General features: G+C 60.5%; 24 protein-coding genes. 11 read left to right on the top strand and 13 right to left on the bottom strand.

What is annotated here, in order from left to right; all coding sequences use genetic code 11:
• Nucleotides 1-73 precede the first annotated feature (73 nt).
• Entirely contained in the window at nt 74-1,162 is a 1,089-nt protein-coding gene (locus IE123_RS11275; protein ID WP_189518264.1) for an SMP-30/gluconolactonase/LRE family protein, read from the top strand.
• A gap of 50 nt (nt 1,163-1,212) precedes the next feature.
• Here the strand turns inward: IE123_RS11275 and IE123_RS11270 are convergent, their stop codons facing one another.
• Complete coding sequence (locus IE123_RS11270) at nt 1,213-2,094, bottom strand: 5'-nucleotidase, lipoprotein e(P4) family (RefSeq protein WP_189518262.1); 882 nt, start codon at nt 2,092-2,094, stop codon at nt 1,213-1,215.
• A gap of 120 nt (nt 2,095-2,214) precedes the next feature.
• On the opposite strand from IE123_RS11270, the gene IE123_RS11265 reads away from it, so the two are divergent.
• From IE123_RS11265 to slmA, 5 genes are all read left to right on the top strand, one after another.
• A complete protein-coding gene (locus IE123_RS11265; protein ID WP_189518260.1) occupies nt 2,215-3,576 on the top strand; it encodes a bifunctional phosphopantothenoylcysteine decarboxylase/phosphopantothenate synthase in 1,362 nt (453 codons plus the stop codon).
• The gene (gene dut / locus IE123_RS11260; protein WP_189518258.1) at nt 3,573-4,058 is read left to right on the top strand and encodes a dUTP diphosphatase; all 486 of its coding nucleotides are present in this window, start codon (nt 3,573-3,575) and stop codon (nt 4,056-4,058) included. The genes IE123_RS11265 and dut overlap by 4 nt, the downstream gene beginning before the upstream one ends.
• A gap of 28 nt (nt 4,059-4,086) precedes the next feature.
• The gene (locus IE123_RS11255) at nt 4,087-5,469 is read left to right on the top strand and encodes a phosphomannomutase/phosphoglucomutase (RefSeq protein WP_189518256.1); all 1,383 of its coding nucleotides are present in this window, start codon (nt 4,087-4,089) and stop codon (nt 5,467-5,469) included.
• Between the two features lie 126 nt (nt 5,470-5,595).
• A complete protein-coding gene (gene argB / locus IE123_RS11250) occupies nt 5,596-6,510 on the top strand; it encodes an acetylglutamate kinase (RefSeq protein WP_189518254.1) in 915 nt (304 codons plus the stop codon).
• 83 nt (nt 6,511-6,593) lie between these two features.
• Nucleotides 6,594-7,190 (top strand): nucleoid occlusion factor SlmA, encoded by a 597-nt coding sequence (slmA, locus tag IE123_RS11245; RefSeq protein WP_189518252.1) that lies wholly within the window; start codon nt 6,594-6,596, stop codon nt 7,188-7,190.
• On the opposite strand, the gene IE123_RS11240 is transcribed toward slmA, so the two are convergent.
• The 5 genes from IE123_RS11240 to ftsY form a co-directional block, all read right to left on the bottom strand.
• A complete protein-coding gene (locus IE123_RS11240; protein ID WP_189518250.1) occupies nt 7,105-8,619 on the bottom strand; it encodes a sensor domain-containing protein in 1,515 nt (504 codons plus the stop codon). The two genes, slmA and IE123_RS11240, sit on opposite strands and share 86 nt — an antisense overlap.
• A 247-nt stretch (nt 8,620-8,866) precedes the next feature.
• A complete protein-coding gene (rpoH, locus tag IE123_RS11235) occupies nt 8,867-9,739 on the bottom strand; it encodes an RNA polymerase sigma factor RpoH (protein ID WP_189518248.1) in 873 nt (290 codons plus the stop codon).
• Between the two features lie 113 nt (nt 9,740-9,852).
• On the bottom strand, nt 9,853-10,848 hold the full coding sequence (gene ftsX, locus IE123_RS11230) for a permease-like cell division protein FtsX (RefSeq protein WP_189518246.1): 996 nt from the start codon (nt 10,846-10,848) through the stop codon (nt 9,853-9,855).
• The gene (ftsE, locus tag IE123_RS11225; RefSeq protein ID WP_189519092.1) at nt 10,845-11,513 is read right to left on the bottom strand and encodes a cell division ATP-binding protein FtsE; all 669 of its coding nucleotides are present in this window, start codon (nt 11,511-11,513) and stop codon (nt 10,845-10,847) included. The genes ftsX and ftsE overlap by 4 nt, the downstream gene beginning before the upstream one ends.
• Before the next feature lie 12 nt (nt 11,514-11,525).
• Nucleotides 11,526-13,124, bottom strand: coding sequence for a signal recognition particle-docking protein FtsY (ftsY, locus tag IE123_RS11220; protein ID WP_189518244.1), 1,599 nt, complete (start codon nt 13,122-13,124; stop codon nt 11,526-11,528).
• Nucleotides 13,125-13,345: 221 nt separating this feature from the next.
• Here ftsY and rsmD point away from each other — a divergent pair, with 221 nt between their 5' ends.
• Together rsmD and IE123_RS11210 are read left to right on the top strand one after the other, a co-directional pair.
• Nucleotides 13,346-13,966, top strand: a complete 621-nt coding sequence (gene rsmD, locus IE123_RS11215) for a 16S rRNA (guanine(966)-N(2))-methyltransferase RsmD (RefSeq protein ID WP_189518242.1) — start codon at nt 13,346-13,348, stop codon at nt 13,964-13,966.
• A gap of 119 nt (nt 13,967-14,085) precedes the next feature.
• Entirely contained in the window at nt 14,086-14,316 is a 231-nt protein-coding gene (locus IE123_RS11210) for a cell division protein ZapB (RefSeq protein ID WP_189518240.1), read from the top strand.
• A 22-nt stretch (nt 14,317-14,338) separates the two neighbouring features.
• Here the strand turns inward: IE123_RS11210 and IE123_RS11205 are convergent, their stop codons facing one another.
• The 7 genes from IE123_RS11205 to prfB all read right to left on the bottom strand — a co-directional run bounded on the left by IE123_RS11205 (nt 14,339) and on the right by prfB (nt 21,007).
• Complete coding sequence (locus IE123_RS11205) at nt 14,339-14,794, bottom strand: GNAT family N-acetyltransferase (RefSeq protein ID WP_189518238.1); 456 nt, start codon at nt 14,792-14,794, stop codon at nt 14,339-14,341.
• Nucleotides 14,791-15,687 carry a hypothetical protein gene (locus IE123_RS11200; RefSeq protein ID WP_189518235.1) on the bottom strand — a complete coding sequence of 299 codons (897 nt, stop codon included), beginning with the start codon at nt 15,685-15,687 and terminating at the stop codon, nt 14,791-14,793. The genes IE123_RS11205 and IE123_RS11200 overlap by 4 nt, the downstream gene beginning before the upstream one ends.
• A gap of 92 nt (nt 15,688-15,779) precedes the next feature.
• Nucleotides 15,780-16,121, bottom strand: coding sequence for a BolA family protein (locus IE123_RS11195; protein ID WP_189518233.1), 342 nt, complete (start codon nt 16,119-16,121; stop codon nt 15,780-15,782).
• A 68-nt stretch (nt 16,122-16,189) separates the two neighbouring features.
• Nucleotides 16,190-17,596, bottom strand: coding sequence for a DHA2 family efflux MFS transporter permease subunit (locus IE123_RS11190; protein WP_189518231.1), 1,407 nt, complete (start codon nt 17,594-17,596; stop codon nt 16,190-16,192).
• Between the two features lie 117 nt (nt 17,597-17,713).
• Nucleotides 17,714-18,097, bottom strand: a complete 384-nt coding sequence (locus IE123_RS11185; protein WP_189518229.1) for a hypothetical protein — start codon at nt 18,095-18,097, stop codon at nt 17,714-17,716.
• A 134-nt stretch (nt 18,098-18,231) separates the two neighbouring features.
• Nucleotides 18,232-19,749, bottom strand: coding sequence for a lysine--tRNA ligase (gene lysS / locus IE123_RS11180; RefSeq protein ID WP_189518227.1), 1,518 nt, complete (start codon nt 19,747-19,749; stop codon nt 18,232-18,234).
• A 159-nt stretch (nt 19,750-19,908) separates the two neighbouring features.
• Nucleotides 19,909-21,007, bottom strand: a protein-coding gene (prfB, locus tag IE123_RS11175; RefSeq protein WP_189518225.1) for a peptide chain release factor 2 whose coding sequence is annotated in 2 segments (ribosomal slippage) — nt 19,909-20,931 and nt 20,933-21,007 — 1,098 coding nt in all. Because the reading frame shifts where the segments join, the coding sequence is not laid out codon by codon here.
• A 252-nt stretch (nt 21,008-21,259) separates the two neighbouring features.
• On the opposite strand from prfB, the gene IE123_RS11170 reads away from it, so the two are divergent.
• From IE123_RS11170 to IE123_RS11160, 3 genes are all read left to right on the top strand, one after another.
• Nucleotides 21,260-22,858, top strand: coding sequence for a peptide ABC transporter substrate-binding protein (locus IE123_RS11170; protein ID WP_189518223.1), 1,599 nt, complete (start codon nt 21,260-21,262; stop codon nt 22,856-22,858).
• A 174-nt stretch (nt 22,859-23,032) separates the two neighbouring features.
• Nucleotides 23,033-24,613 (top strand): peptide ABC transporter substrate-binding protein, encoded by a 1,581-nt coding sequence (locus IE123_RS11165; protein WP_189518221.1) that lies wholly within the window; start codon nt 23,033-23,035, stop codon nt 24,611-24,613.
• A gap of 78 nt (nt 24,614-24,691) precedes the next feature.
• On the top strand, nt 24,692-26,269 hold the full coding sequence (locus IE123_RS11160) for a peptide ABC transporter substrate-binding protein (RefSeq protein ID WP_189518218.1): 1,578 nt from the start codon (nt 24,692-24,694) through the stop codon (nt 26,267-26,269).
• The last annotated feature ends 69 nt before the right edge of the window (nt 26,270-26,338 follow it).

Here is a 26,338-nt window from a genome sequence, read left to right as displayed (position 1 = left end):
TACCCAAACGACCCGGCATCCCCTAGCGTAAGTACGAGTTCATGTTAGCGCTAACAAACAGAAAGGGATGCCGATGGACACACCACATCATTGTGATAGCGGCCTGCGCCGTGCGTTTCTCAAACAGTCACTGGCCTGCAGCGCTGCCATGGTCGCCGGCGTATCGCTCGCGCGCCCTGTCAGTGCGCAGCCGCTCAACCAGCGCTACCCGGACCCCGCCGTGCAGATTCTGGATGAGCGCTTTCTGGATCTGCGCATTTTCAATGCCAGCGTTGAAAAGCTCGCCGACGGTCTGCGCTGGGCTGAGGGGCCTGTCTGGATTGGCGATGGCAACTATCTGCTGGTCAGCGACATTCCCAACAACCGCATTGTGCGCTGGGACGAGATCAGCCAGTCGCTGGGCGTCTATCGAGAGAATGCCAACTTCTCCAACGGCATGACGCGCGATCGTCAGGGCCGTCTGATCGTATGTGAAGGCTCCACCACGCACGATATTGGCCGGCGCATTACTCGTACCGAACACAATGGCCGGATCACGGTACTGGCAGACAATTTCGAGGGCAAGCGCTTCAACTCACCCAACGACATCGTGGTCAAGCGCGATGGCTCGATCTGGTTTACCGATCCACCCTTTCAGGCCGGCGGCTATTACGAAGGCCATAAAATCGAGACCGAGCTGCCCCACGGGGTCTATCGCATCGACGGCGACACGCTGGGCGTCACCCGCGTCATTGATGACATTGCCGGCCCCAACGGGCTGTGCTTCTCACCCAACGAACAGCGGCTCTATGTCGTGGAGGGGCGCGCCAAACCGGATCGACTTGTCTGGGCATACCGGGTCAATGACGATGGCACGCTGGGTGAGCGCACCCGCCATATCGAGGCGAAAGGTTTTGGTGGGCTCGACGGCATCAAATGCGACGAACATGGCAATCTGTGGTGCGGCTGGGGAAGCTCGGGCTCTCCCGAGGCGGACCCGGAAGCCCTGGATGGCGTGCGCGTTTTTGATCCCGACGGCAAGGCCATCGGCCATATCAGCCTGCCGGAGCGCTGCGCCAATCTGTGTTTCGGCGGCCCTCAGGGCAACCGGCTTTTCATGGCCGCCAGTCACGGCATCTACTCGATTTTCGTCAATGCCCGCGGCGCGCAGTACATGAGCTGATACGTCCCACAAAACAGAAAGGGGCACATGACGTGCCCCTCTCTCCTCAATCAGGGTGACTGCTGCGCAGGCCCCGACCAGGTCCGCAACGCTGCCCGGCGGCGCTGATCCTTCTCACGCGGTGACAGCGAATGGTTACCATCATAAAGCGCTGCCTCCCAGCCGCCATAGGTCGGGTTGGGCAGCACGATGTAGCGCTCGCCAAAGTGTGCGCGATCCTGAATGACCTGAGCATTGCGCGTGGCCACATCGTCAGCGTCATAGCGGCTGTCAAAATCGGCCAGGTTGTCACCGATCAACAGCGCCACGTCATGCGTGGACATGACTGCATCGCGGCGCGGCTGTTTATCGCCCGTATCAGTGCGCAGCATCATGTGCGCCTCATCGACCCACGGAAAATCAAGCTGCTTCAGATTCTTCATGGTGGCGGCCAGTCCACTCGCCCTGCGGTTGGTGACATAGAAGACTTCCACCCCACGTGAGTGTGCGTAATCGAGAAACTCACCCGCGCCGGGCATCGCGCGGGCCTGAGCATCCTCGACCCAGGCATTCCAGCTGTCGCTGGAGTACTGCTCATTACGCCCGATCAGCCAGGCCTGAAAGGCAGTATTGTCGATCACGGCCTCGTCGCAGTCGACGATCACCGCCAGCGGCCGATCACCTGACTTATGTTCTTCAAGCGCCTGATCAAGGCGCAAGCGAGCCACGTTGAACGCCTGGAATGAGAGTGCCCGGTATTCGGCAGCGCTCTGCATCCAGACCGTGGCCATGACAAGCTGCTCGTTGAGATCAGCACTGCTGTAGGTCGAAGATGTCGGTTGTGCCTGGCTGGCGCAGCCGCTCAGGGCGACACCGATGGCGAATGCCGAAAGCGCCGGGACCAGACGGCGCTGGTACAGGGAAGAAAGTGCAAGGGTATGTCTCAAGGGCATGGCAGTGTCCTTCTCAAGCATTCATTGTGGTTGTTACGGGCCGGCCTGATGCTACGCACGTCAGGCACGCAGTGGTAAGGTAGCACCCCCTTGATTACCGTTATGCCCATGGAGCCCTGGATGTCACGACTGGCTGGTCAACGCATTGTTCTGGGAATCAGTGCCGGCATCGCGGCCTACAAGAGTGCGGTGCTGGCGCGCCTTTTGAAAAAGGCCGGTGCCGAGGTTCGCGTGGTCATGACCGAGGGCGCTCAGGCCTTTATCACGCCGCTGACCCTGCAGGCCCTGACCGGCGAGGAGGTCCGCACCTCACTGCTGGACCCGCAGGCCGAGGCCGGCATGGGCCATATCGAGCTGGCCAAATGGGCCGACATCGTGCTGATTGCGCCGGCCACCGCCGATGTGATGGCACGCCTGGCCGCCGGCATGGCCGATGATCTGCTCACCACCCTGTGCCTGGCCACCCGGGCGCGCTGTTTACTGGCACCTGCCATGAACCAAGCCATGTGGTCGCATCCCGCCAGTCAGCGCAATGCTGCCATGCTCACGGAGATGGGCTGGCAACAGCTCGGCCCTGATGCCGGCGAGCAGGCCTGTGGCGATGTCGGCGGCGGTCGCATGCTGGAGCCGGAAGCCATTGTTGCCACACTGGAGGAGACGCTGTCGGGAAAGGCGCCCTCTTCTGGCGCGCTGCCGCTGGATGTCACGCCCAAGCACGACGATTGCGCCCCGGCGCCTGATGCCTTCATGGCGGCCAGCAACGAAGCAGATACCGGCGCGCTTGCCGGACGCCATGTCGTGATCACGGCCGGCCCCACCCGCGAAGCCATCGATCCGGTGCGCTATCTCTCCAACCACAGCTCGGGAAAGATGGGCTTTGCCTTGGCCGAGGCCGCCCGCACGTTGGGAGCACGGGTAACCCTGATTGCCGGGCCGGTGTCGCTGCCCACGCCTGAAGGTATTACGCGTGTGGATGTGATCAGCGCCATGGACATGCTGGCGGCCGTGAACGCTGCACTATCAACCTGCGATATTTTCATCGGCTGTGCGGCGGTCGCCGATTACCGCCTGCTGGATGTCGCCGAGCACAAGCTCAAGAAAGTACCCGGCACCACCTCCCTGACACTGAACCTGACCGAAAACCCCGATATCATCGCCACCGTCACCGCCAGCGAGCATGCGCCCTTTACGATAGGCTTTGCCGCCGAAACCCGGGAACTGGCGCGCCATGCCCATGACAAGCTCGTGCGCAAGCGCCTGGATCTGATCGTGGCCAATGATGTGGCAGCACCAGGACTGGGCTTTGGGGCCGATGACAATGCCGCCGTGCTGTATCATCTCGCCGCCAGCGGACCGGATGATCCGGTGATGTCGCATACGCTGTCACCGCGCCCCAAGCAGGATCTGGCGCGCGCTATTCTTGATTACATGCTGCCCCTTTACCATGGGCATCAACCAACGCGGAGCTCTGCTTCCTCATGACTGCTTCTTCCGACCGGCCGCGCCTGCAGGTCAGGATTCTTGATGATCGGGTACGCGAATACCCCCTGCCCCATTACGCCACGCGCGGCAGTGCCGGCATGGATCTGCGTGCCCTGCTGGACGCCCCGCTGACGCTGGCGCCCGGCGACTGCGAACTGGTACGCACCGGTCTGGCCGTCCATATTGCCAATCCGGCGTGGGCCGGCATGATCCTGCCCCGCTCGGGGCTGGGTCACAAGCGCGGCATCGTGCTGGGCAACCTGGTCGGGCTGATCGATGCCGACTATCAGGGCGAGCTCATGATCTCGGTCTGGAACCGTGGTCAGGAACACGTCACGCTCGAGCCGTTCGAGCGCATCGCCCAGTACGTGCTGGTGCCGGTTATCCAGGCCGAACTGGAGGTCGTGGACGACTTCACGCCCGGTGACGACGACACCGGGATTCGTGGCGCCGGCGGCTTTGGCCATTCGGGGCGACACTGACGCTGGCTTACATGACAGGAACATTCCCATGACACAGGTAAGTGCCTCCATCTTTCGTGCCTACGACATTCGCGGCGTGGTCGACGAACAGCTCACGCCCGACACCGCGCGCCTGATTGGCCAGGCCATCGGCAGCGAGGCGCTTGCCCGCGGTGAAAGGGGCGTGGCCGTCGGTCGTGACGGCCGACTCTCGGGCCCGATGCTATCGGCCGCCCTGATCGAGGGGCTTTGCGCGGCCGGCTGTGACGTGGTGGATATCGGCATGGTACCCACGCCGGTGCTCTACTTTGCCACTCATGTGCTGGAAGGCATTACCTCGGGCGTGGCCGTGACCGGCAGCCACAACCCATCGAACTACAACGGTTTCAAGATCGTGCTGGGCGGCCACGCCCTGTCGCGGGATGACATCACAGGCCTTTATCGGCGTATCGAGCAGGATGATCTGTCCTCCGGGGAAGGCAGCTGTCGTCAGCATGATCTTCGCGAGAGCTATCTGACCCGTATTCTTGACGATGTCACCCTGGAGCGGCCGCTGCGTGTCGTGGTGGACTGCGGCAATGGTGTCACCGGCGAGCTGGGTCCGGAACTGATCCGGCGCCTGGGGGCCGACGTGACGCCGCTGTTTGAAGAGATCGACGGGCGCTTCCCCAACCACCATCCAGACCCCGGCAAGTTTGAAAACCTCAAGGATCTGATCGACAAGGTCAGAGAGACCGGCGCCGACATCGGGCTGGCCTTTGACGGCGACGGTGACCGGGTAGGTGTGGTGACGCCCAGCGGCGAGATTATCTATCCCGATCGCCTCCTGATGGCCTTTGCCTGTGATCTGCTCGAACGCCAGCCCGGGGCGCGCATCATTTTCGATATCAAGAGCACCGGTAACCTGGTATCGATCATCGAGGAGGCCGGCGGCACCCCCGAGATGTGGTACACCGGTCATTCGCTGATCAAGGCACGCATGAAGGAGACCGGTGCCGCGCTGGCCGGCGAGATGAGCGGTCACATCTTCTTCCAGGAGCGCTGGTACGGTTTTGATGATGGCATTTACTCGGCCGCACGATTGCTTGAAATCCTCTCACGTCAGTCGGGTGATGCCGATCAGTACTTCAGCCGCTTCCCCCAGGATGCGAGTACTGCCGAAATCAATGTGCCGGTGACCGACGACAACAAGTTCGACATCGTCGAATGCTTCATTACCGAGACCGACTTTGGCGCGCAGGCCACCCGAACGACTCTTGACGGCATTCGCGTGGACTATCCGGATAGCTGGGGACTGTGTCGCGCCTCCAATACCACGCCCATGCTGGTATTTCGCTTTGAAGGCAAGTCCGAGGAGGCCCTTGAGCGTATTCAGGACCGTTTTCGTCAGGCGCTGCTGGCTGTGGCCCCGGACATTACCCCGACCTTCTAGCCCTGCGATCGGCCTCGACCCGGCGGATATCTCGCCGGCCCGGGGCGGTCATCACGGCATTTATGACTTGTGAATGCCCGGGCACGTCCGGGCCCATTCCCCTTTCCTACAGGAGCGTGTTGCCACATGCATGACAGCGAATACAATCCGCGCCAGGTCGTCGAAATTCTGTCCGAGGCGCTGCCCTACATTCAGCGCTTTTCCGGCAAGACCGTGGTGATCAAGTATGGCGGCAACGCCATGACCGAGGACAATCTGATTCACTCCTTCGCCCGCGATGTGGTGCTGCTCAAGGAAGTGGGGCTCAACCCGATCGTGGTGCATGGCGGTGGCCCGCAGATCGGCCAGCTGCTGGAGCGGCTCAATATCGAATCCCGCTTTGTGGACGGCATGCGGGTGACCGACGCCGAAACCATGGACGTGGTCGAGATGGTACTCGGCGGACTGGTCAACAAGAGCATCGTGAATCTGATCAATGGCGCCGGCGGCAAGGCGATCGGGCTGACCGGCAAGGACAATGCCCAGATTCGCGCCCGCAAGCTCTCCGTACAGCGCAAGCGCGCTGACATGACGGCCTCCGAGATCATCGACATCGGTCATGTCGGGGAAGTCGAGCATATCTCGACCGATCTGATCGAAATGCTTTCGGAAGCCGACTATATCCCGGTCATTGCCCCCATCGGCGTGGACGCCCAGGGGCACTCCTACAATATCAACGCTGACCTGGTGGCCGGGCGCGTGGCCGAGGCTCTCAATGCTGAAAAGCTTATGCTATTGACCAATGTGGCCGGGCTCATGAACCAGCAGGGCGAAGTCATGACGGGGCTGACCACCGAGCAGGTCGACCAGCTCATCGAGGAAGGCGTCATTTATGGTGGCATGCTGCCCAAGATTCGCTGTGCGCTCGAAGCCGTCAAAAACGGCGTTAACAGCTCGGTCATCGTGGATGGCCGCGTGGAACACGCCATTTTGCTGGAAATCTTTACCCGCTCGGGTGTAGGCACGCTGATTACCGATCAGGCGAGCACGCCGGAGCATTGACCCGGCGCGCCATGGGTGCGCATTCATTCATGGGTGCCAGAGGCCGCCCTGGCACCCCGGCAGGCAGATCAAAAAAGATGGCCATGACCAGGGAACAAAAGCGCTCGCGCCGCGACCAGATTCTTCAGGCGCTGGCATTAATGCTGGAACAGGGGCGTGGTCAGCGCATCACGACCGCCGCGCTGGCACGTGAGGTAGGGGTATCGGAAGCCGCCCTTTATCGACATTTTCCCAGCAAGGCACGCATGTATGAGGCGCTGATCGAGTATATCGAACAGACGCTTTTCGAGCGCGTCACGCTGATCATCAACGAACCCGGCGATGTCAGCACACGCTGTCAGCGCATTCTGACCCTGCTGCTGGTCTTTGCCGAAAAAAATCCGGGGCTTTGTCGCATCATGACCGGTGAGGCGCTGACCGGTGAACATGAACGCCTTCAGACACGCATGACCCAGCTTTACGAGCGCCTTGAAACACAGCTCAAACAGGTCCTGCGAACGGGTGAAATCGAACAGGGCTATCGCCCCGTGATCGGTGTGTCGGCTTTGGCCAATCTCCTCATGGCCACCGCCGAAGGGCGCGTCAATCAGTACGTCAGAAGCGGCTTTCGTCATTCTCCCCAGACATACTGGGACGATCAATGGCAGCTTTTAAGCACGCATCTGGCGCAGCCGGAATAATTTTCTCAAAGGTCTGATCCTGTCTTAAATATCTGACGGCCGTATCGGCCCCGACGCCTGCGCCAAACAGGTACCCCTGCAGTATCTCGCACCCCAGTTCGTTGAGCAGATGCAGCTGCGCTCGCGTTTCCACTCCTTCTGCCACAACCATGAGCCGTAGCGAATGCGCCAGGCGCACGACGGCCTCGATCACGTGATAGCCGTAACCGGCACTGGTCAGAGCATTGACAAAGCTCTTGTCCAGCTTGAGCCGATCCAGTGGCAAAAGCGCCAGCTTGTCCAGTGACGAATAGCCGGTACCAAAATCATCCAGCGAGATTCTGATGCCCTGCCGACGCAGCGCTGAAATGACGTGCATGCACTCATCAAGGTTCTGCATCAGTCGACTTTCGGTGATTTCAAATTCCAGACAGTCACCCTTTAGCCGGTATTGCGTCAGCACATGAGAAACATGGGCCAGCAATGTCCGGTCCAGCTGCAAAACGGACACATTGATGGCCACCATCGGCACACGATAACCCTGCTTGCGCCAGCAACAAATCTGCTGGCAGGCCGCCTCAATGACCCAGCTACCCAGCGAGGGCATGAGCCCTGTCGATTCGGCCACGGGAATAAAGGTCGCCGGGGAAATATCACCATGATCAGGGTGCTGCCATCTCAGCAGCACTTCAAAACCGGCAAGACGATGATCATGAGCATGGACCTGAGGCTGCCAGGCCAGGCGCAGCTGATTGTCGGTCATCGCCTGCTGTAATGCCTCGAAAGTACAAAAGGACGCTGTGTGTGGCACATCTTCAGACGCAGCAGACCCGCTACCAGTGCCTACATCCTCCTGCGATCGTTCTGGCGCCGCGGCTTTCAACGCCCTGGCGTCATCTGGCGAAGCCGTGCCGGCTTTTTCAAGCTGACTGATATCCATCAAAAGACCATGACACTCGGCCACCCCGTCGCGGTGCAGGATAATCCCTCGATCCAGCACCTTTTGTTCGGATGCGCCGTGAATCAGGCGATAGATATGTTCGAAGTACCCCTGGCGCAGAGCGAGGCATCGGGCGCGCTTGAGCGCTTCACGGTCATCGGGATGCACCATGGCATCAAAGGCCGTGCTGCTCAGTTGACAGGACTGCTGTGTCAGCCCCAGTGCGGGGGTAGCTGCGCCGCTCGGATAGCAATACTGCTGCACCTCGTAGCTATAACGGTAAGCAACCCCGGAAAGTCTGGTAGCAGATTCATTCTCATCAAGGCTCGAAAAATGTTTCAAACCGGGCCAGTGATGGAGCTTCATTAAAAGCCCCACGCCCTGTTGAAGCCCCCAGAGCCAGCACAGCAGTGCAATGCCCAGTCGGCCGGCATCCAGATGTTCTTTCCACCAGAGCAGGCAGGCAGCGGCCAATGACAGGGCAATCAACGCGTGATGTATCGTGATCAATACCAGTGGCGCCTGAAACGGGGCGCTATCTTGTGACTTGCAGGATGACGCAGGGGTAGACATCGATCAGCGCTCAGGGCAGCAGCAAGAAAATATTTCGACGGCCATGACCAAAAGTAATTCACATTATTTTAAATAACTTTTTTTCATGATGCATAACCATATAGCAAAAACCCCGGGCCTTGTGGGCCCGGGGTCATCTTTCGTACAAAAAACAATCTTTAGTATGAGAGCTACAGCACCCTTTTCAGGCGGCTTCGGCGGATTCCCCGATGGCCTGCCTGAGTTTTTTCATGGCATTTTTTTCAAGCTGTCGAATACGCTCGGCAGAAACACCATAGGTATCGGCGAGCTCATGCAGCGTGGATTTCTGCTCGGCCAGCCAGCGACGCTGCAAGATATCGCGTGAGCGATCATCGAGCTGTGCCAGCGCACCGCGCAACTGCTGTGAGGAGCGATCCTGCCAGTCGGATTCTTCCAGTGACAGCGCCGGGTCGGAGCGCCCATCTTCCAGATACTGCGACGGTGACTGATAGCTCTGCTCATCATCCTCACTGCCGGGTGCCGGATCAAAACCGGCATCAAAGGCCGACAGGCGCCCTTCCATTTCGCGCACGGCTTCCGGCTTGACGTCCAGATCCTGTGCGATGGCATTCACTTCATCGTTGTTCAACCACGACAAACGCTTCTTGGCACTGCGCAGATTAAAGAACAGCTTGCGCTGTGCCTTGGTGGTCGCCACCTTGACTATACGCCAGTTGCGCAACACAAATTCGTGAATCTCGGCCTTGATCCAGTGAACGGCAAAGGATACCAGTCGTACCCCCTGGGCCGGATCAAAACGCTTGACGGCCTTCATCAGGCCCACATTGCCTTCCTGGATCAGATCTGCCTGCGGCAGCCCGTAACCGGAATAACTGCGCGCGATATGCACGACAAATCTCAAATGCGACATGACAAGGCGACGGGCGGCTTCAATGTCACTGTCAGCATGCAGACGCGTAGCGAGGTCTCGTTCCTCATCCACGGTCAGTACGGGAATACGATTGACGGCCTGAATATAGCCGTTCAGGTCATTGCCCGGCGAAAGATGACCAATAGGCTGAAGACTGGTGCTCATGTTTAAACGGTCTCCCCTGGTCCCTGGCTGGTAATTATCTACCATTATAGACCATGGTAATGGTGCTTTGTTTCCCGCATAACGGCTTTCTCGGGCACTTGCGTTAACTATTTTCAACGCGGACTGATGTCTGCCAGATGGCGACTGACGGCAAGCCATGCCCCGATAAGTCCCAGCATGGTACTACAGATCAGCAGTAAAACCGATCCGCCCAGGCCAATGCCGGGCAGGGTGAAGTGACTGCCAAACCCGGAAGCCAGCATGTCGATGGGGGCTGACAGCCAGCGTCGACCCAGCGTCAGCAGTATCAGCGCCAGAATGCCGCCACCGAGCCCATACCAGACGCCCACGTAAAGAAAGGGCCGGCGTACAAAGGCGTGAGTAGCGCCGATCAGGGTCACCACCTCGATCTCCTGACGCCGGCTTTCGACCGCCAGTCGAATGGTGTTGCCCACCACCAGCAATACGCCAAGCGCGAATAGCACACCGAAGGCCAGTACGACACGCCGCCCCAGCTCGCTGAGCTGACGCAGCCGTTCAAGCCAGGCCATGTCCAGACGCGCATCGCTGACACCTTCAAGCTGTCCAAGCCGCTCGGCCAGCGCCTGGGCAACATCAGGATCACGCGAACGCGGCTGTACCAGAATGGTGGCCGGCAACGGGTTGTCATCCATCATGGCAAGGGCATCGCTCATGCCCAGACGCTGCTGGAAGCTTTCCAGGCCGGCCGCGGCCGTGATCAGTTCGGTGGAAGCGATATCACTCTCACCGCGCACCCGATCGGTAATGTCCATGGCCTGTGACTCCGACAGTGCCGGGTCCAGATAGAGCGTCATGCGGGCGCTGTCGTCCAGATTGCTGTCCAGAAGCTGCGCACTGCCCAGTGCCAGCCACAGACTGGCCGGCAGCACCATGGCAATGGCGATTGCCAGCATGGTCATGAGCGTGGCCAGCGGTCGCCGGCGCAGGCGATGCAGACTGTCCACGGCCATCTGACCATGATGGCGCCGCCAGGCACGCGTGCGACTTTCAAACGTAATCTGGTGAGAGCGCGCACCTCGACGGGATTTCTCGGTGCTCTGAGCGTTACGACGGGGCTTCTGACTCATGCTGCCTCCTCATCGCCAATCAACCGGCCATCGCGCAGCTTGAGCACACGATGTCTGAGACGGGCGATCAGCGCCAGATCGTGGCTGGCCAGCAGCACCGTCGTGCCGATGCGGTTGAAGTCTTCAAAAAGGCGCATGATGTCGGCCGATAGCTGGGGGTCCAGATTACCGGTGGGCTCGTCTGCCAGCAGCATGGCCGGCTTGGTCACGACCGCGCGGGCAATACCCACACGCTGCTGCTCACCGCCGGAAAGCTCGATAGGCAGGGCCTTTTCACGATGCAGGAGTCCAATCTTGTCGAGTGCGGCATGTACGCGGCGACGGGCATCCTGAGGTGTGGCCCCCTGAATGATAAGCGGCAGCGCCACGTTGTCGAACACGCTGCGATCAAAGAGCAGCTGGTGGTTTTGATAGACCACGCCGATCTGTCGCCGATAGAAGGGAATCTGCGAGACATGAAGGCTGGTGATGTCATGGCCGGCCACGGCAATGCGGCCCCGGGAAGGGCGCTCCAGCGCCATCAAAAGACGCAGTACGGAGCTTTTCCCGGCACCCGAGTGCCCGGTGAGAAAGACCATCTCACCGCGCTCTATCGCGAAATTGAGATCGGCCAACGCCTCGAAACGACCGCCGTAGCGCTTGCCAACATGCTCAAACTCGATCATGGCCATGAGAAATCAGCCACCGTCCCGATCAAAAAGCGCCCCGACAAAATCCTCGGCCTCGAAGGGACGCAGGTCATCCAGCGTCTCTCCCACGCCGATATAGCGGATGGGCGTGCCCAGCTGCTTGGCGATGGCAAAGATGATGCCGCCCTTGGCCGTGCCATCAAGCTTGGTCAGGGTAATCCCGGTCACGGGCACCGCCTGATTGAAGGTTTCGGCCTGTGAAATCGCGTTCTGGCCCGTGCCGGCATCGAGTACCAGCATGACTTCATGGGGCGCCTGAGCATCAAGACGCGCCATGACGCGCTGCACCTTGCTGAGCTCATCCATGAGATGGCCCTTGTTGTGCAAACGCCCGGCCGTGTCAGCAATCAGGACATCGATGCCACGCGCCTTGGCCGCCGACACCGCGTCATAAATGACGGAGGCACTGTCGGCCCCGGTATGCTGGGCAATGACCGGCACATCGTTACGCTCGCCCCAGACCTGCAGCTGCTCGACGGCGGCGGCGCGGAAGGTATCTCCCGCGGCCAGCATGACGCTACGGCCCTGGCGCTGAAAGCGCTGGGTCAGCTTGCCAATGGTTGTGGTCTTGCCCACGCCGTTGACCCCTACCATCAGGATCACGAACGGACCTTCACCCTTGGGCGGCAGGCGCAGCGGCTTCGCCACTGGCTCGAGCATTCTGGAAAGCTCTTCCTGCAGCGCCTTGTAAAGCGCATCGACGTTTTTAAGCTCGCGTCGGGAAATACGCTCTTCCAGATTTTCCATGATCTCGCTGGTGGCCGCGACGCCGACATCGGCCATCAGCAGCTGCGTTTCAAGCTCTTCAAGCAGATCGTCATCGATCTCCTTGTGGCCTAGCAGCAGGGTCGCCAGACCATCGGTCAGGTTAGAGCGTGTCTTGCCCAGTCCCTGACGCATGCGTGAAAACCAGCCCTTTTTGGCGCCAGCGGTTTCACCCTGCTCGTCAGCGGTTTCAGGACCCACTTCAATATCCGTGTCGTAGCGCGCCCGGCGCGGCTTGTCACGCCCACGGTTACGTGCCGGCGTGGTTACCTCGGTGGCGCCACCGGGCGCCTCTTCAATGGGCCGCGTTTCGGGCAGAGGCTCGACCGGCGTTTCCTGCAGCATTGCTTCGTCAGACGCCGCTTTTGGCGCCGTGTCTTCCGGCGCGGCTTCCTCAGGGGCGTGCAGCGTATCGACCGGGCGCTCCTCAACGGGTTCGGGCTCGACGACCGGTTCAGGCTCGGGCTCGACGACCGGCTCAGGCTCGGGCTCGACGACCGGCTCAGGCTTGGGCTCGACGACCGGCTCGGGCTCGGGCTCGACGACCGGTTCAGGCTCGGGCTCGACGACCGGTTCGGGTTCGGGCTCGATAACCGGTTCGGGTTCGGGCTCGATAACCGGTTCAGGTTCGGAAACAGGCGGAATGTTCGTCCTGTCTCGCGTCTCGGCAGGCTGCGTCGAGGACTTTTCTTCGGGATGATCCGTCGCCGACGCCGGCTGCTCGGACTGCTCCTGCTCGGCCTGCTGCTGCTCCAACTGCTGCTGTTCTTCGCGATCCTGCTGATCGCGGCGCTGCTTCTTGCGCTTAAAAAAACCAAACATGGGCTATATCGTCGCGATTGATCCATCGGAAAAAGACGGCCGGGCCGCCATTTGATACCGCATCCTACCACTCAAGCACTGCCCGCCGGTACAATCCGTGCAAGCCATCGACAAGGATGGCACAACCGGCAGCGGCTGCAGATCTCCGGGGCCGACCGTACTGCCCGGCACTGGCAGCCTGTCTTCACCGCATATCTTTCCCAATAGAGGCTTGCAGGCACATGAGGCGACCGCGTCACGGCACATCAGGGCATGACAACCGACAGGGCAAGAGCCGTTCGGGCGGCGGCCGCCTGCGGCTGATCGGTGGTCGGTTTCGTCGTCGTTTGCTGCCCGTACTCGATCATCCCGGGCTACGCCCGACGCCGGATCGCATGCGCGAGACACTGTTCAACTGGCTGGCGCTTGAGATCGACAGTCGCACCCGCGCACTCGATCTTTTTGCCGGTACCGGTGCGCTGGGCCTTGAAACCCTTTCACGCGGCGCAGGTGAGGTGCATTTTGTCGAGGCCGACCGGCAGGTCGCCCGCCAGATCGCCCAGAACCTTGAAACGCTTGAGGTCACGATGCCGGTCCATCATCAAAGTGCCGACGCCTTTCTGAGCACGCGTCCCGTACAGCCGTTCGAGCTTGTCTTTCTTGATCCGCCCTTTCGCCAGGCGCTGATTGACGACTGCTGCCAGCGGCTTGAAACAGAGGGCTGGCTGGCCGACAACGCGTTGATTCATGTGGAAACCGAGGCCGACCTGATCCCCAGACTCCCTGCCAGCTGGCGCCTGATACGCGAGACCCGGGCCGGCGATAGCCACGCCCGGCTTTATCGACGTGAAAGCGCGCAATAACCCGGCATCCCTCTTGCCGCCACGCGTCGGCGCGCGTAGTCTGGCCTGCGCGCGCGCCGGCACCCGACCCGGGCCATGCAGGGCGGCATTCGCCTTAATATCTGTATCAGGAGCACAGCATGAGCAATGAACTTTTCGAGCAGCTTGAACAGCGCGTCAACAGCGCCGTTGACACCATCGAGATGCAGCGCATGGAGCTTGACGAACTTCGTCAGGAAAACGAGCGTCTGAAAAGCGAACGCCAGCAGTGGGAAAGCCGTCTGGGTGGTCTGCTGGAGCGTTTTCGTGAACTCGACGCCAACGCGACAGCGCCTGCGCCCGAAGCCCCGGCTGCCAGCCCCTCCTGGTAAGCAGACCTGCCGGCGCCCTGACTCAAAGCGTGAGAGGACGCGACATCAGTATCGCGTCCTCGCGCCTGCCCGGCGCCAGCGGGTAATATCCCGCCCGGCGCCCATCCACTGAAAAACCGTAACGTGCATAGAGTGCCTGGGCCGCTTCATTGCTGGCGCGCACTTCCAGCAGCACCCGCTCCAGGCCCATGGCCTCCCCCTTGTCGATCATGGCCTCGATCAACCGACCGGCCAGCCCCTGACGTCGATGGTCCGGGTCCACCGCGATCATTTCCAGCCCGATATCAAAGGGTCCGAGCGAAAAAACCGCAAAGGCCAGCAGCGCCTGCGTATTCCTGTCAGTGAGGCCAAGCAGGTCATAAGCGTCGTGTGTCATGGATATAAAGCGTGATATCGGCCAGGCATCAGACCCTCTGACACGCGCGTCCAGCGTGGCCAGTGCGCGAGCGTCAGTGACGTTTTCAATGACCAGCGTCATTGCGCCTCCCCTGCCGGTGCAGTCGCCTGCCACCATGTTTGCCACTCTCCCATTATTGCCCAGAGCGCCCGGCGCGCCGGCGCTTCCTTCAGTGATTCGATCGAAGGCCCCTGCCACAGCGGCAGCCCCAGAACACGGCTCTGTCCATCCTGAATGTCGAGCACCTCATCAAGCGCCGACAGCCGACCAAAGAGCAAAATTCTCTCGGGGCGCCAGCCTCGCGCCCGACGGCCGGCCAGAAAGGCCTTGAACCCCTGTCGCGCTTCATCGAGCGCGTCATCGACCGGCAACCCTTCCATCATGGGCCAGCCAAAGCGCTGACAGGACAGCGGCGCAGAAGGCTGCACCCCGCCGGCCTGCAATATGGCATTGAGCAGCGTTTCTTCCTGAGCATTCAATGCCTCGTCACGAGTCAGCAGCACCAGCCATCGGCCATCCAGCGCTGCCACCTGCAGCGAAAAGCGCAGTGGCTCATGATGCGCACGTGGCACAGCAGCCTCGGGGGCCACGTTCGTCTCGGGTTCGACTTGAGGTGTCGGTTCGGAAGGCGGCTGTGCCGTCGGGACAGCAGGACGCACCGCTGCCTCGTCCGTGTCGGTGCCCAGCAGCGCACGGATCGAGCGGGCATGAGCCGATGGATCGCGTGGCGTGGCCTCGGGTGCAGGCACCGGGCGTTCGGGCATCGGGCCCTGCGGTGCCGACTCGGGATGGTCGATATCATCAATCAGGGCGTGCAGGCGCTGATGATGATTGAGCGCCTCATCGGGGCTGTCCGGCGCCTCTTCCAGCGCCGGCAGGAAGGACGCCAGCGCATTGGGCAGCGGATGTCGGGCGACCCAGAGGTTGATTCCCATGGCATCGAGGTATTGTCGGCGCGCGCGCTCGGTCACCATGTGTTACGTCCAATGAAGGGATACAGCGTAAAAGGCCTTCCGAAAAGGAAGGCCAGATACCGGCATCGATTGTTCACGATCTGAAAAGAGGGCTATACGCCGCCACCGCGGCAGTTCGGTGAGTCCGGACGCGCATTGCCACGTGTTTCCCATTGTTCGGGCGTATAAAGATGCAACGCCAGCGCATGGACAGGGCCGGCCAGTTCATCGGATAGCGCGGCATAGATCTGCTGATGACGCTTGACCGGCATCATGCCCTCAAACTGCTCGGACACCAGTGTCACCTTGAAGTGCGTCTGCGAATTGGGCGGCACATGATGCTTGTGGCTTTCGTTTTCGATGCTCAGCCACTGAGGTTCAAAAACGGCAAGCTTCTGCTCGATCAACGCTGCAATGTCAGCGCCCTCAAGCGTATCCACCGAAGAAATTGTCATGGTTTATCACCTCCGGCACGTTAGATATTGTCAGTGGGCATGCACAACAGGCTTGCCGGCACAGCCGTCTACCCTGGGTGAGGCCGGCTCAGCAGGCGTATTCGTGAAGCCGACAGTACCAGCGCCACAATGGCAGAACCCATGCCCATCCAGAGCGCCAGACTGACCGTGACGGCGCTGTTCATCGTGGCATTCATTATTCCAGAAAGCACCAGTGCAACCAAGGCAGCGCCGACAGACTGACCAAAGGTACGCACGCTGGCCAGTACGCCGGAGGCGCTACCGCTGCGCGCCTTGGGCAATGATCCCATCATTTCACGGTTATTGGGCGCCTGATAGAGACCAAAGCCCATGCCACACAGGGCGCTGCGCCACAGGATATCGACCGTCGAGGGCTGATCACCCAGCAGCGCCAGTGCCGCAAGCCCCGCCATGAACAGCAAAAGCCCGATCGAGGAGATGATCGGCGGGCTGAACCGGTCGGCCAGACGCCCACCCAGTGGCGCACCGATCATCACCCCCAGCGGCCAGGGCGTAAACAAAAAGGCCGACTCCAGCGGCGTATACCCCTGCACGCTCTGAAACAAAAACGGCAGGCTGATAAACGCCATGCTCTGCGCCAGAAAGGAGAAAAACGACGTCATGACCGCCATGGTAAAACGCGCTTCCCGAAAGATGACCAGCGGCAGCAGCGGGTTTTCAAAGCGGCGCTGACGCCGGATAAAGCCTGCTATTGCCACCAGACTCACGACCATCAATATCGGCACGCTGCCCGGGCGCGACATGTCGGCAATGCTGTCGAGCATGATCACAAAGGCGCCCAGGCCCACGGCCGACAGCACCGCACCGAGCACGTCAAACCGATAGCGGCTGCCCTGCTCCTTCGGCAGCGCCCGAATCGCCAGCCAGATGGCAGCCATGCCGAGCGGTACGTTGATCCAGAAAAGCCATGGCCAGCTCGCCACGGCCAGCACCAGCCCACCAAGCGCCGGCCCGCCTGCTACCGCCAGTGAAACGGTCAGCGCGGTCAACCCCATCGCCTGGCCCAGCAGTCGCGTGGGAAAAATCACCCGATACATGGAAGGCCCGATGCTCATCATGGCCGCAGACCCCAGCCCCTGAATGGCACGAAAGGCGATCAGCCAGCCCAGCGACGGCGCCAGCGCACAGGCAATCGAAGTCAGCACGAAAACAATCATGCCGCCGATATAGAGCCGATAGCGGCCGATGCGATAACCAAGGGCTGCAAAGGTCAGCATGGAGGCGGCGCCCACCAGCTGGTAGACGTTGATGATCCAGACAGAAGCGGCAGAGGACACGCCCAGTTCCCGGGCAATGGTCGGCAGGGCGATGTTGACACTATTGATGTTGAGCACCGCCATCAGCGACCCTGACATCAATACCATCATGGCCAGAATACGCTGACGCGGAGGCAGGCCATCATCACCTTCACGCCAGGACAGTAGTGCTTTCAAGGGGAGTTACCGGTAGTGCGGGTCGATGCGTGAGCACAAGGGACAGGGACCATACGAAAAAGGCTCACACCGGCAGTCATGCCGGGCAAGCCCTGAGGTCAGTTCAATGGGAAATGATCAGACCTCATCGGTGTCGAGCAGCAGATCATCCTCGAAATCGCTCTGCTCGAGCGCCGCTTCTTCATCCAGGTCCACACACAGGTAGCTGTGCTCGACGCGCAGAAAAAATTCAAAGGTGACTTCGTTGATGTCCGGCCAGTGTCGCGAATCCTCTTCCCAGGCGGACAACTCGTTTTCAAGGATATCGGCAAAGCGTTCATGCAGGCAGGCCCGCAGCGCGTCTTCCGTATCCATCTCGGGGATGAGGTAGATGGTACTTTCGCGTTCGGCGTCCTGGAGGGTGAGATCATCCTCACCTTCGGTCGCTTCCAGCGAATTGATCCAGTCTACAAAGGCCTGTCTGGGACGCACGCTAAGCGCAGAGCGGTTCACCAGTTTCATTGCGACTCTCCCGATTCGGGGCTGGTGGAAATCCTGTTCAAGCGTCCAAGTATGGCCGCCCGGGCGCGTCAATGCCATCAATCATCCGATACATGACGCACATCGGGCAGCCTGGCCCTGCCAGTTGCGGCGCTTTACTCCGCCTGCGGACGCATGGCCGGAAACAGCAGCACATCACGAATGGACGGCGCGTCCGCCAGCAGCATTACCAGCCGGTCGATGCCAATCCCCTCGCCGGCCGTGGGCGGCAGGCCGTACTCGAGCGCGCGCACGTAGTCGGCGTCATAGTACATGGCCTCGACATCACCGGCGTCCTTCTCGGCCACCTGCGCGGCAAAGCGCTCGGCCTGATCCTCGGCGTCATTGAGCTCGGAGAAGCCGTTGGCAATCTCACGTCCGCCAACGAAAAACTCGAACCGGTCAGTCACGAACGGGTTGGCATCATTGCGACGGGCCAGCGGGCTGACTTCTGCCGGGTATTCGGTAATGAAGGTCGGTCGCTCGAGGCGATGCTCGGCCACTTCCTCAAAGATCTCGGTCTGCAGCTTGCCAAGCCCCCAGCCCGGCTTCACCTCGATGCCCAGCCGCTCGGCCAGCGCTGTCGCACTTTCAAGGCTGTCCAGCTCACTGGATTCGATTCCCTGGCCATATTTCAGGATCGACTCGCGCATGGTGAGTCGATCAAAGGGCCGAGAGAGATCATGCTCGGTGCCCTGATAGTTGATCAGCGTGGTACCCACGGCCTTTTCGGCGGCAAAGCGCACCAGCGACTCGGTCAGATCGATCAGGTCATGGTAATCCGCATAGGCCCAGTAGAATTCCAGCATGGTGAATTCAGGGTTATGACGTGTCGAGAGCCCTTCATTGCGGAAGTTGCGGTTGATCTCGAACACCCGCTCAAAGCCGCCGACCACCAGACGCTTGAGATAGAGCTCGGGCGCGATGCGCAGATACATGTCGATATCCAGCGCATTGTGATGGGTCACGAAGGGGCGCGCCGTGGCCCCGCCGGGAATCGGCTGCAGCATCGGCGTTTCGACTTCCATGAAGTCACGTTCAACGAAGAACTGACGAATGGCGCTGATCACGGCCGCACGGATGCGGAAGGTGTCGCGCACCTCCGGGTTCATGATCAGGTCCACATAGCGCTGGCGGTAGCGCGCTTCCTGATCGGTCAGGCCGTGGAACTTGTCAGGCAGCGGGCGCAGGCTCTTGGTCAGAAGACGTGCCGTCTCCATCATCACATACAGATCGCCCTTGCCGGACTTGTGCACCGGCCCCTGACCAAAGACGATATCGCCGATGTCCCAGCCCTTGATGTCTTCCAGCACTTCGGCGGGCAGACCCTTTTTATCCACATAGAGCTGGATCTGGCCGGAGGCGTCCTGAATGACGACAAAGGGGCCTCGCTTGCGCATGATGCGCCCGGCCACCGCTGCCTGACGACCCAGCGCCTCCAGCGCCTCCTTGTCATGCTCACCCAGTTCGGCCTGGAGATCCGCGGCCAGACTGTCACGGCGCAGATCATTGGGGAAAGCGCTGCCGCCCTGAGCGCTGGCCTGCTCGCGGCGAGCGGCAAGCTTTGCCCGCCGCTCGGCGATCAGATGGTTCTCTTCGTGTTCGCTGCCTGCCTGATGATCCTGATTCGCCATTACCTTGCCTATTGAAAATAACCGTCAATGGCAGGCGCGTGACGGCCTGCGGTTCATGTCTGACATTGTTGCTATCTGACACGGTTCATGTCTGAAACACGCGGTGCCGGAAAACGCGCCTGCCGGTCGGAAGTCGTCCCTTTCAGACGTCGCTTCCGATCAAAGTCCCTGCTTGAGACTGGCCTCGATGAACTGATCCAGGTCGCCGTCGAGCACCTTTTCACAGTTGCTGGTCTGCACGCCGGTACGCAGATCCTTGATGCGCTGATCATCCAGCACGTAGGAGCGGATCTGGCTGCCCCAGCCGATATCGGACTTGGAATCCTCGGCCTGCTGTTTCTCGGCGTTGCGCTTTTGCATCTCAAGCTCCCACAGCTTGGCCTTGAGCTGCTTCATCGCAAAATCGCGGTTGGCATGCTGGCTGCGCTGGGTCTGGCATGACACCACCACACCGCTGGGCTCGTGGGTAATACGCACGGCCGAGTCGGTGGTGTTAACGTGCTGACCGCCGGCGCCCGAGGAGCGGTAGGTGTCCACGCGCAGATCGGCCGGGTTGATCTCGACCTCGAAGCTGTCATCGATCTCGGGGGAGAGAAAGACCGAAGCAAACGAGGTATGACGGCGACCACCGGAGTCGAACGGGCTTTTTCTGACCAGACGGTGCACACCGGTTTCGGTACGCAGCCAGCCAAAGGCGTATTCGCCCTGCACGTGGATGGTGGCCGATTTGATACCGGCGACTTCACCTGCCGAGATTTCGGTAATTTCCGCCTTGAAGCCGTGATGCTCGGCCCAGCGCAGATACATGCGCAGCAGGATGTTGGCCCAGTCCTGGGCTTCAGTGCCCCCGGAGCCGGCCTGGATGTCCATGTAGGCGTTGTTGGGGTCCATTTCGCCGGCGAACATGCGACGAAACTCAAGCTTTGCCAGCTGCGTCTCGAAGTTATCAAGGTCGCGACGAATTTCCGTCACGGTATCCTCGTCGTCTTCCATCTGCGCCAGTTCATAGAGCTCGCCGTTATCGCGAATGCCGCTTTCCAGCGCATCCAGCGTGGTGACGATATCTTCAAGCTGTGCCCGCTCGCGTCCCAGTTTCTGGGCATGCTCCGGATCATTCCAGACGTTGGGATTTTCCAGCTCGCGCGTTACTTCCTCGAGACGATCCTTTCGCTCGGCATAGTCAAAGATACCCCCTCAGGACGTCTGTCCGTTCGGACAGGTCCTTGAGAAGATGATGAATGGGCGTGAGTTCCTGCATGGTATCTCGCTCGGCCAGGGCGCTGCGCCAGAAGAGGTCGCAGCACCTCATGAAGAGTTGAAAAACAAGGGCCGTTATTGTAGCCAAACCACGACCTGCCCGTCACCCGCCGCCCGTGCCGTTATCCCGCCTGCGGAATAAAAATGTCAAAAACGGTTATATGTTCCGCTTTGACAGTTTCGCGCCGTCCTGTGATCTTTCGAAAAGGCGTTATATCGGCGACCTGATAACAATGACCATTCGGGAATCACCATGACCATATTTGCGCGGGCACGATTGACACGGACACTGATCGGGGCAGCAGGACTGACACTGGGCATGCCACTGGCAGCTGCGGCCACTCTCAACATCGGCATCAGCGGCGATCCCGCCTCACTGGACCCGGCCCGCGTCACCGGCGGTGTCTGGGAAGAAGACGTCCTGCGTGACATCTTCGAGGGTCTGGTGGCCATTGACGCCCAGGGGCAGATCATCCCGGGGGTAGCCAAATCCTGGGAGACCAGCGATGACGGGCGTACCTACACCTTCCATCTGCGCGAGGATGCCCGCTGGTCGGACGGCGAGCCGGTCACCGCCGAGGACTTTGTCTTCGCCCTGCGCTACCAGGTCAATCCCAAAACGGCGTCCAACTACGCACACCGCCTCTACCCGGTCGTCAATGCCCAGAAAATCAATGCAGGCGAAGCCGAGCTCGATACTCTGGGCGTGGAAAGCCAGGATGACGGGAACACGCTGGTGATCCGGCTTGCCGAGCCGGCGGCCTACTTTCTCAAGACGCTGGTGCTGCCGTTTGGCTATCCGATCCCCGAACATGTCGTGAAGGAGAAGGGTGAAAGATGGAGCCGCCCGGACAACATTGTCGTCAATGGCGCCTTCAAACCGGTGCGCTGGGTCTCCAACGCCGAGCTCGATACGGTCAAGAACACCGAGTTTCACGATGCCGACAAGGTGACGCTTGATGGCGTCAACTACTACCCCATCGAGGACAAGAACGCCGGCATTTCGCGCTTTCAGGCCGGCGAGCTCGATATCCTGCGCGACTTCCCCGCCGCACGCTATCAGTGGCTTGAACAGCAGATCCCCGATGCGGTGAAGATCACGCCATCGCTGGGCAGCTACTATTACGTGTTCAACCTGCGTGACGGCTCGCCCACAGCCGACAAGCGCGTGCGTGAGGCACTCTCGCTGGCCATTCGTCGCGACGTGATCAGTGAAAAACTGCTGGATGGCGCCGTTACCGCCTCGCATTCGCTGGTCCCGCCCGGGGTCAGCCACTATACCCCGGCCGCCCAGCCAGGCCTTGATGACGACATGGACACGCGCCTGAACCGGGCCCGCAAACTCATGAAAGACGCCGGCTATGGCCCTGACAAGCCGCTCAATCTGACCCTGCGCTACAACTCCGGCGACGAGCATCAGCGCATTGCCGTGGCGGTGGCCGCCATGTGGAAACCGCTGGGTGTCAACGTCGAGATGCGCAACAGCGAAGCCAACGTGCACTATTCGGAGCTGATGCAGGGCGATTTCCAGGTGGCCCGTGCGGCCTGGATCTCGAGCTACGACGACGCGCAGAACTTCCTGCAGCTGCTGTCGGCGGCGACCAACAACTACGGGGACTATCAAAACAGCGAGTACAGCCAGCTGATCACGCAGTCCGATCGCGAACTCGACAGCGACAGGCGTCGCGACATGATGCAGCGCGCCGAAGCCATGGCGCTGGCCGACTACCCGCTGGCCCCGATCTACACCTACGCTGCCCGCAATCTGGTCAAACCCACGGTTTCGGGCTGGGACAACAACGCGCTCGACATGCACGCCTCAAGATGGATTTCGCTCGATCGCAACCAATAGCATCGTTTCGCTCATGGCAGGCGCGCAGCGCCTGCCATGCGGCTGTACATCTCTGGACACGTCCGGCTTTAGCGGAGTAACTTCACGATATCGTCATAAGCGATATGTCAGCTCGCGCCGCTATCCCGGCTTGCGATAGCGATAACAACAACTTCAATAATTTCAGGAATTTTCATGCCATCGATCCGTCCGCTGGTCAGCGCCATCGCGCTTGCGTCTTCCCTGATTGCCGCTTCTCCCGCCCTTGCCGATACCCTGCGTGTCGCCATCATGGGTGAACCCGCCTCACTGGATCCACATCAGGTCAGTGGCGTGTGGGAAAACGATGTAGTGGGAGATTTATTCGAAGGGCTTGTGACTGAAGACGCCCACGTCCAAAGGATTCCCGGCGTTGCCGAATCCTGGGACATCAGTGACGATGGCAGAACCTACACGTTTCATCTGCGCCAGGACGCCAAATGGTCCGACGGTGAGCCCCTGACGGCCGAGGATTTTGTCTTCTCCTGGCGCCGTCTGCTCGACCCCAATACCGCGGCCAACTACGCCTATCTGCTTTACCCCATCAAGGGGGCAGAAGCGATCAACAAGGGCGAGGCCGATGTGGATACGCTCGGCGTTCGGGCCATTGATGCGCACACCCTTGAAGTCACGCTGACCCATGCAACGCCCTACTTTCTGGATCAGCTCTCTCACTACACGGCCTATCCCCTGCCCGAGCACGTGCTCAAGGAGTACGGCCGTGACTGGATTCGCCAGGGCCATCTGGTCTCCAACGGCGCTTTCAAGCTGGATCAGTGGCGCTCGCAAAACCGTATTGAAGCCTCGAAAAACGAGTATTTTCACGACGCCGATAACGTCTCACTCGATGAGATCATCTATTACCCGATCGAGGATCGTAACGCTGCCCTGAACCGTTTCCGGGGTGGCGAAGTCGACATTGCCCGCGAATTTCCGACCCAGCAGTACCAGTGGCTCAAGGACAACCTGCCGGATGAGACCCATGTCGCCCCCTATCTGGGCATCTACTACATGGCGCTCAACTCGCGCGAAGGCCATCCCACCAGCGATGTCCGGGTTCGTGAAGCCCTTAATCTGGCCACGCGTCGCGATGTCATCAGCAACAACATCCTGAAAATCGGCACCATTCCTGCCTGGAGCATCGTGCCCGAGGGCATCAATGACTACGAGCTTCAGGAAATGCCCGGTCATGACATGAGTGCCGATGAGCGCATGGCCCGTGCCAAAGAGCTGCTGGCAGATGCCGGTTACGGCCCGAACAAGCCGCTCAATCTGGTCGCGACCTACAACACCGACGATGATCATCGCAAGGTCATGGTCGCGCTCGCCGCCATGTGGAAGCCGCTGGGCATCAATCTCGACCTTCGCAACGCCGAAGTCGCCGTGCACTACCAAAACATGCGTCAGGGTGATTTCGATATCGGCCGTGCCGGCTGGATCGGGGACTACAACGATCCGCAGAACTTCCTGAGTCTTTTTGAGACCGGCGTTCCCAACAACTACGGCGCGTATTCCAATGCCGAGTTTGATCAGCTGATGGATCAGGCAGCCGGTACGCTGGACATGACGCAGCGCGCTCATGTCATGGAAAGCGCCGAGCACGTCATGCTTGCGGACTTCGGCGCGCTGCCACTCTATTACTATGTGTCGCGCAATCTTGTCAGTACCCACCTCAACGGCTGGGAAGACAATATCGAAGATATCCACCGCTCTCGCTGGATCAGCATCGAGAAGTAGCCTGCACTTCTCGGATACCGCCTTCCCGGCGGTGTCGCCATGCTGGTTTTATTAATTCTTCCTTGAACAGGCGCCGATATGAATCGTCTTGTTTCTGGCTGCATGGCAGCCGCCCTGATCTGGTCACTACCGCTGACTGTCCACGCCGCCACGCTGGATATCGGCATCTACGGTGAGCCGGCCTCACTGGACGCGGCCCGCGTGACCGGCGCTGTCTACGACAACGATGTACTGGGTGATCTCTTTGAGGGACTGGTGACCCTGGCCCCCGACGGCGACTATCAGCCGGGCGTGGCCACCGACTGGTCGGTCTCCGATGACGGTCTGACCTGGACGTTCAATCTGCGTGACGATGCCCGCTGGTCCGATGGCAAACCGGTCACGGCGGATGATTTCGTGCTGGCCTTTCAGCGCGCGCTGGACCCGAAGGTTGCCTCGATCTACGCCAACCTGCTTTATCCCCTCAAAAATGCCGCCGCCATCAACCGCGGTGAAGCCAACATCGACACGCTGGGCGTTCAGGCCGAAGGCGACCATCGCCTGCACGTCGAGCTGCACCAGCCTACGGCGTATTTACCTACGCTGATGGCCCATATCATCGCCTCCCCCGTGCCCTCGCACCTGGTGCGCGAATATGGCAATGACTGGACCCGCCTTGAGCATATCGCGACCAACGGCGCCTTCATGCCACGTCGCTGGGTCTCGCATGACCATATCGAGACCGTGAAAAACCCGCACTTCCACGACGCCGATAGCGTCACTCTCGAGGGCGTCAACTACTACCTGGTCGAGGATCTCAACACCGGGCTGTCGCGTTTTCGAAGCGGCGACCTGGACGTCATGCGCGATTTCGATGCCAGCCGCTATCAGTGGTTGAAAGACAATCTCGGTAACGCCGTTCACCTGCATAACCAGCTGTCGACCTACTACTACGCACTCAACAATCGCGAGGGACATCCGACCAGCGACGTGCGCGTGCGCGAGGCGCTCAATCTCGCCCTGCGGCGCGACATTATCGTGGAGAAGGTCTTGCAGGGTGCGGCCAACGCCACCAGCGCGCTGGTCCCCGATGGTGTGGCGCACTACGACGTCCAGACCATGCCGGGCGTGGACGGCGATATTACCGCACGCATGAACAAGGCAAGAGCGTTGTTAAAGGACGCCGGCTACGGCCCGGAGCATCCACTGGATCTGCGCCTGCGCTTCAATTCCCGCGATGACCACCGCCGCATTGCCGTGGCGGCGGCTGCCATGTGGAAGCCGCTGGGCATCAACATCGAGATGGTCAACGCAGAGGCCAACGTGCATTACGCCGAGATCGCCCGCGGCGATTTCGACATTGCCCGCGCCAGCTGGGTGGCGGACTTTGATGACGCCAGCAATTTCCTGGGTATTCTCGCCTCCGACAACACCAAGAACTACGGCGGCTATCACAGCGACAAGTTTGACAGCCTACTGACACAGGCCGCAGCACAGCCTGACCCCGATCAGCGCCAGCAGTTGCTGGAGCAGGCCGAACGCCAGGCACTGGGTGATTACGCCATGGCGCCCATCTATGCCGATGCCGCCCGCAACCTGGTCAACCCGGACATGACCGGCTGGGAAGACAACGCCATCAATCGTCATCTTTCCCGCTGGATCAGCCTCAATCCGTAAAATGTCATGCGGGGCTGGCAGCAACGCCTGCCCGGCAAGAATAAACGATGATCGACCGGCAGCCTCACC

Source organism: Kushneria pakistanensis (assembly GCF_014652795.1).
Lineage (GTDB): Bacteria > Pseudomonadota > Gammaproteobacteria > Pseudomonadales > Halomonadaceae > Kushneria > Kushneria pakistanensis.
This window is presented reverse-complemented; position numbering and strand designations above follow the sequence as displayed.

Excerpts from the sequence above, each read along its gene's own strand:
- IE123_RS11160 (WP_189518218.1), top strand. The coding sequence starts at position 24,692 with ATGAATCGTCTTGTTTCTGGCTGCATGGCAGCCGCCCTGATCTGGTCA.
- argB (WP_189518254.1), top strand. The coding sequence starts at position 5,596 with ATGCATGACAGCGAATACAATCCGCGCCAGGTCGTCGAAATTCTGTCC.
- IE123_RS11200 (WP_189518235.1), bottom strand. The coding sequence starts at position 15,687 with ATGGTGACCGAGCGCGCGCGCCGACAATACCTCGATGCCATGGGAATC.
- IE123_RS11205 (WP_189518238.1), bottom strand. The coding sequence starts at position 14,794 with ATGACGCTGGTCATTGAAAACGTCACTGACGCTCGCGCACTGGCCACG.
- dut (WP_189518258.1), top strand. The coding sequence starts at position 3,573 with ATGACTGCTTCTTCCGACCGGCCGCGCCTGCAGGTCAGGATTCTTGAT.
- IE123_RS11165 (WP_189518221.1), top strand. The coding sequence starts at position 23,033 with ATGCCATCGATCCGTCCGCTGGTCAGCGCCATCGCGCTTGCGTCTTCC.
- IE123_RS11195 (WP_189518233.1), bottom strand. The coding sequence starts at position 16,121 with ATGACAATTTCTTCGGTGGATACGCTTGAGGGCGCTGACATTGCAGCG.
- IE123_RS11270 (WP_189518262.1), bottom strand. The coding sequence starts at position 2,094 with ATGCCCTTGAGACATACCCTTGCACTTTCTTCCCTGTACCAGCGCCGT.
- IE123_RS11275 (WP_189518264.1), top strand. The coding sequence starts at position 74 with ATGGACACACCACATCATTGTGATAGCGGCCTGCGCCGTGCGTTTCTC.
- IE123_RS11185 (WP_189518229.1), bottom strand. The coding sequence starts at position 18,097 with ATGAAACTGGTGAACCGCTCTGCGCTTAGCGTGCGTCCCAGACAGGCC.
- lysS (WP_189518227.1), bottom strand. The coding sequence starts at position 19,749 with ATGGCGAATCAGGATCATCAGGCAGGCAGCGAACACGAAGAGAACCAT.
- ftsX (WP_189518246.1), bottom strand. The coding sequence starts at position 10,848 with ATGAGTCAGAAGCCCCGTCGTAACGCTCAGAGCACCGAGAAATCCCGT.
- slmA (WP_189518252.1), top strand. The coding sequence starts at position 6,594 with ATGACCAGGGAACAAAAGCGCTCGCGCCGCGACCAGATTCTTCAGGCG.
- ftsE (WP_189519092.1), bottom strand. The coding sequence starts at position 11,513 with ATGATCGAGTTTGAGCATGTTGGCAAGCGCTACGGCGGTCGTTTCGAG.
- IE123_RS11170 (WP_189518223.1), top strand. The coding sequence starts at position 21,260 with ATGACCATATTTGCGCGGGCACGATTGACACGGACACTGATCGGGGCA.
- rsmD (WP_189518242.1), top strand. The coding sequence starts at position 13,346 with ATGAGGCGACCGCGTCACGGCACATCAGGGCATGACAACCGACAGGGC.
- ftsY (WP_189518244.1), bottom strand. The coding sequence starts at position 13,124 with ATGTTTGGTTTTTTTAAGCGCAAGAAGCAGCGCCGCGATCAGCAGGAT.
- IE123_RS11255 (WP_189518256.1), top strand. The coding sequence starts at position 4,087 with ATGACACAGGTAAGTGCCTCCATCTTTCGTGCCTACGACATTCGCGGC.
- IE123_RS11210 (WP_189518240.1), top strand. The coding sequence starts at position 14,086 with ATGAGCAATGAACTTTTCGAGCAGCTTGAACAGCGCGTCAACAGCGCC.
- IE123_RS11265 (WP_189518260.1), top strand. The coding sequence starts at position 2,215 with ATGTCACGACTGGCTGGTCAACGCATTGTTCTGGGAATCAGTGCCGGC.
- rpoH (WP_189518248.1), bottom strand. The coding sequence starts at position 9,739 with ATGAGCACCAGTCTTCAGCCTATTGGTCATCTTTCGCCGGGCAATGAC.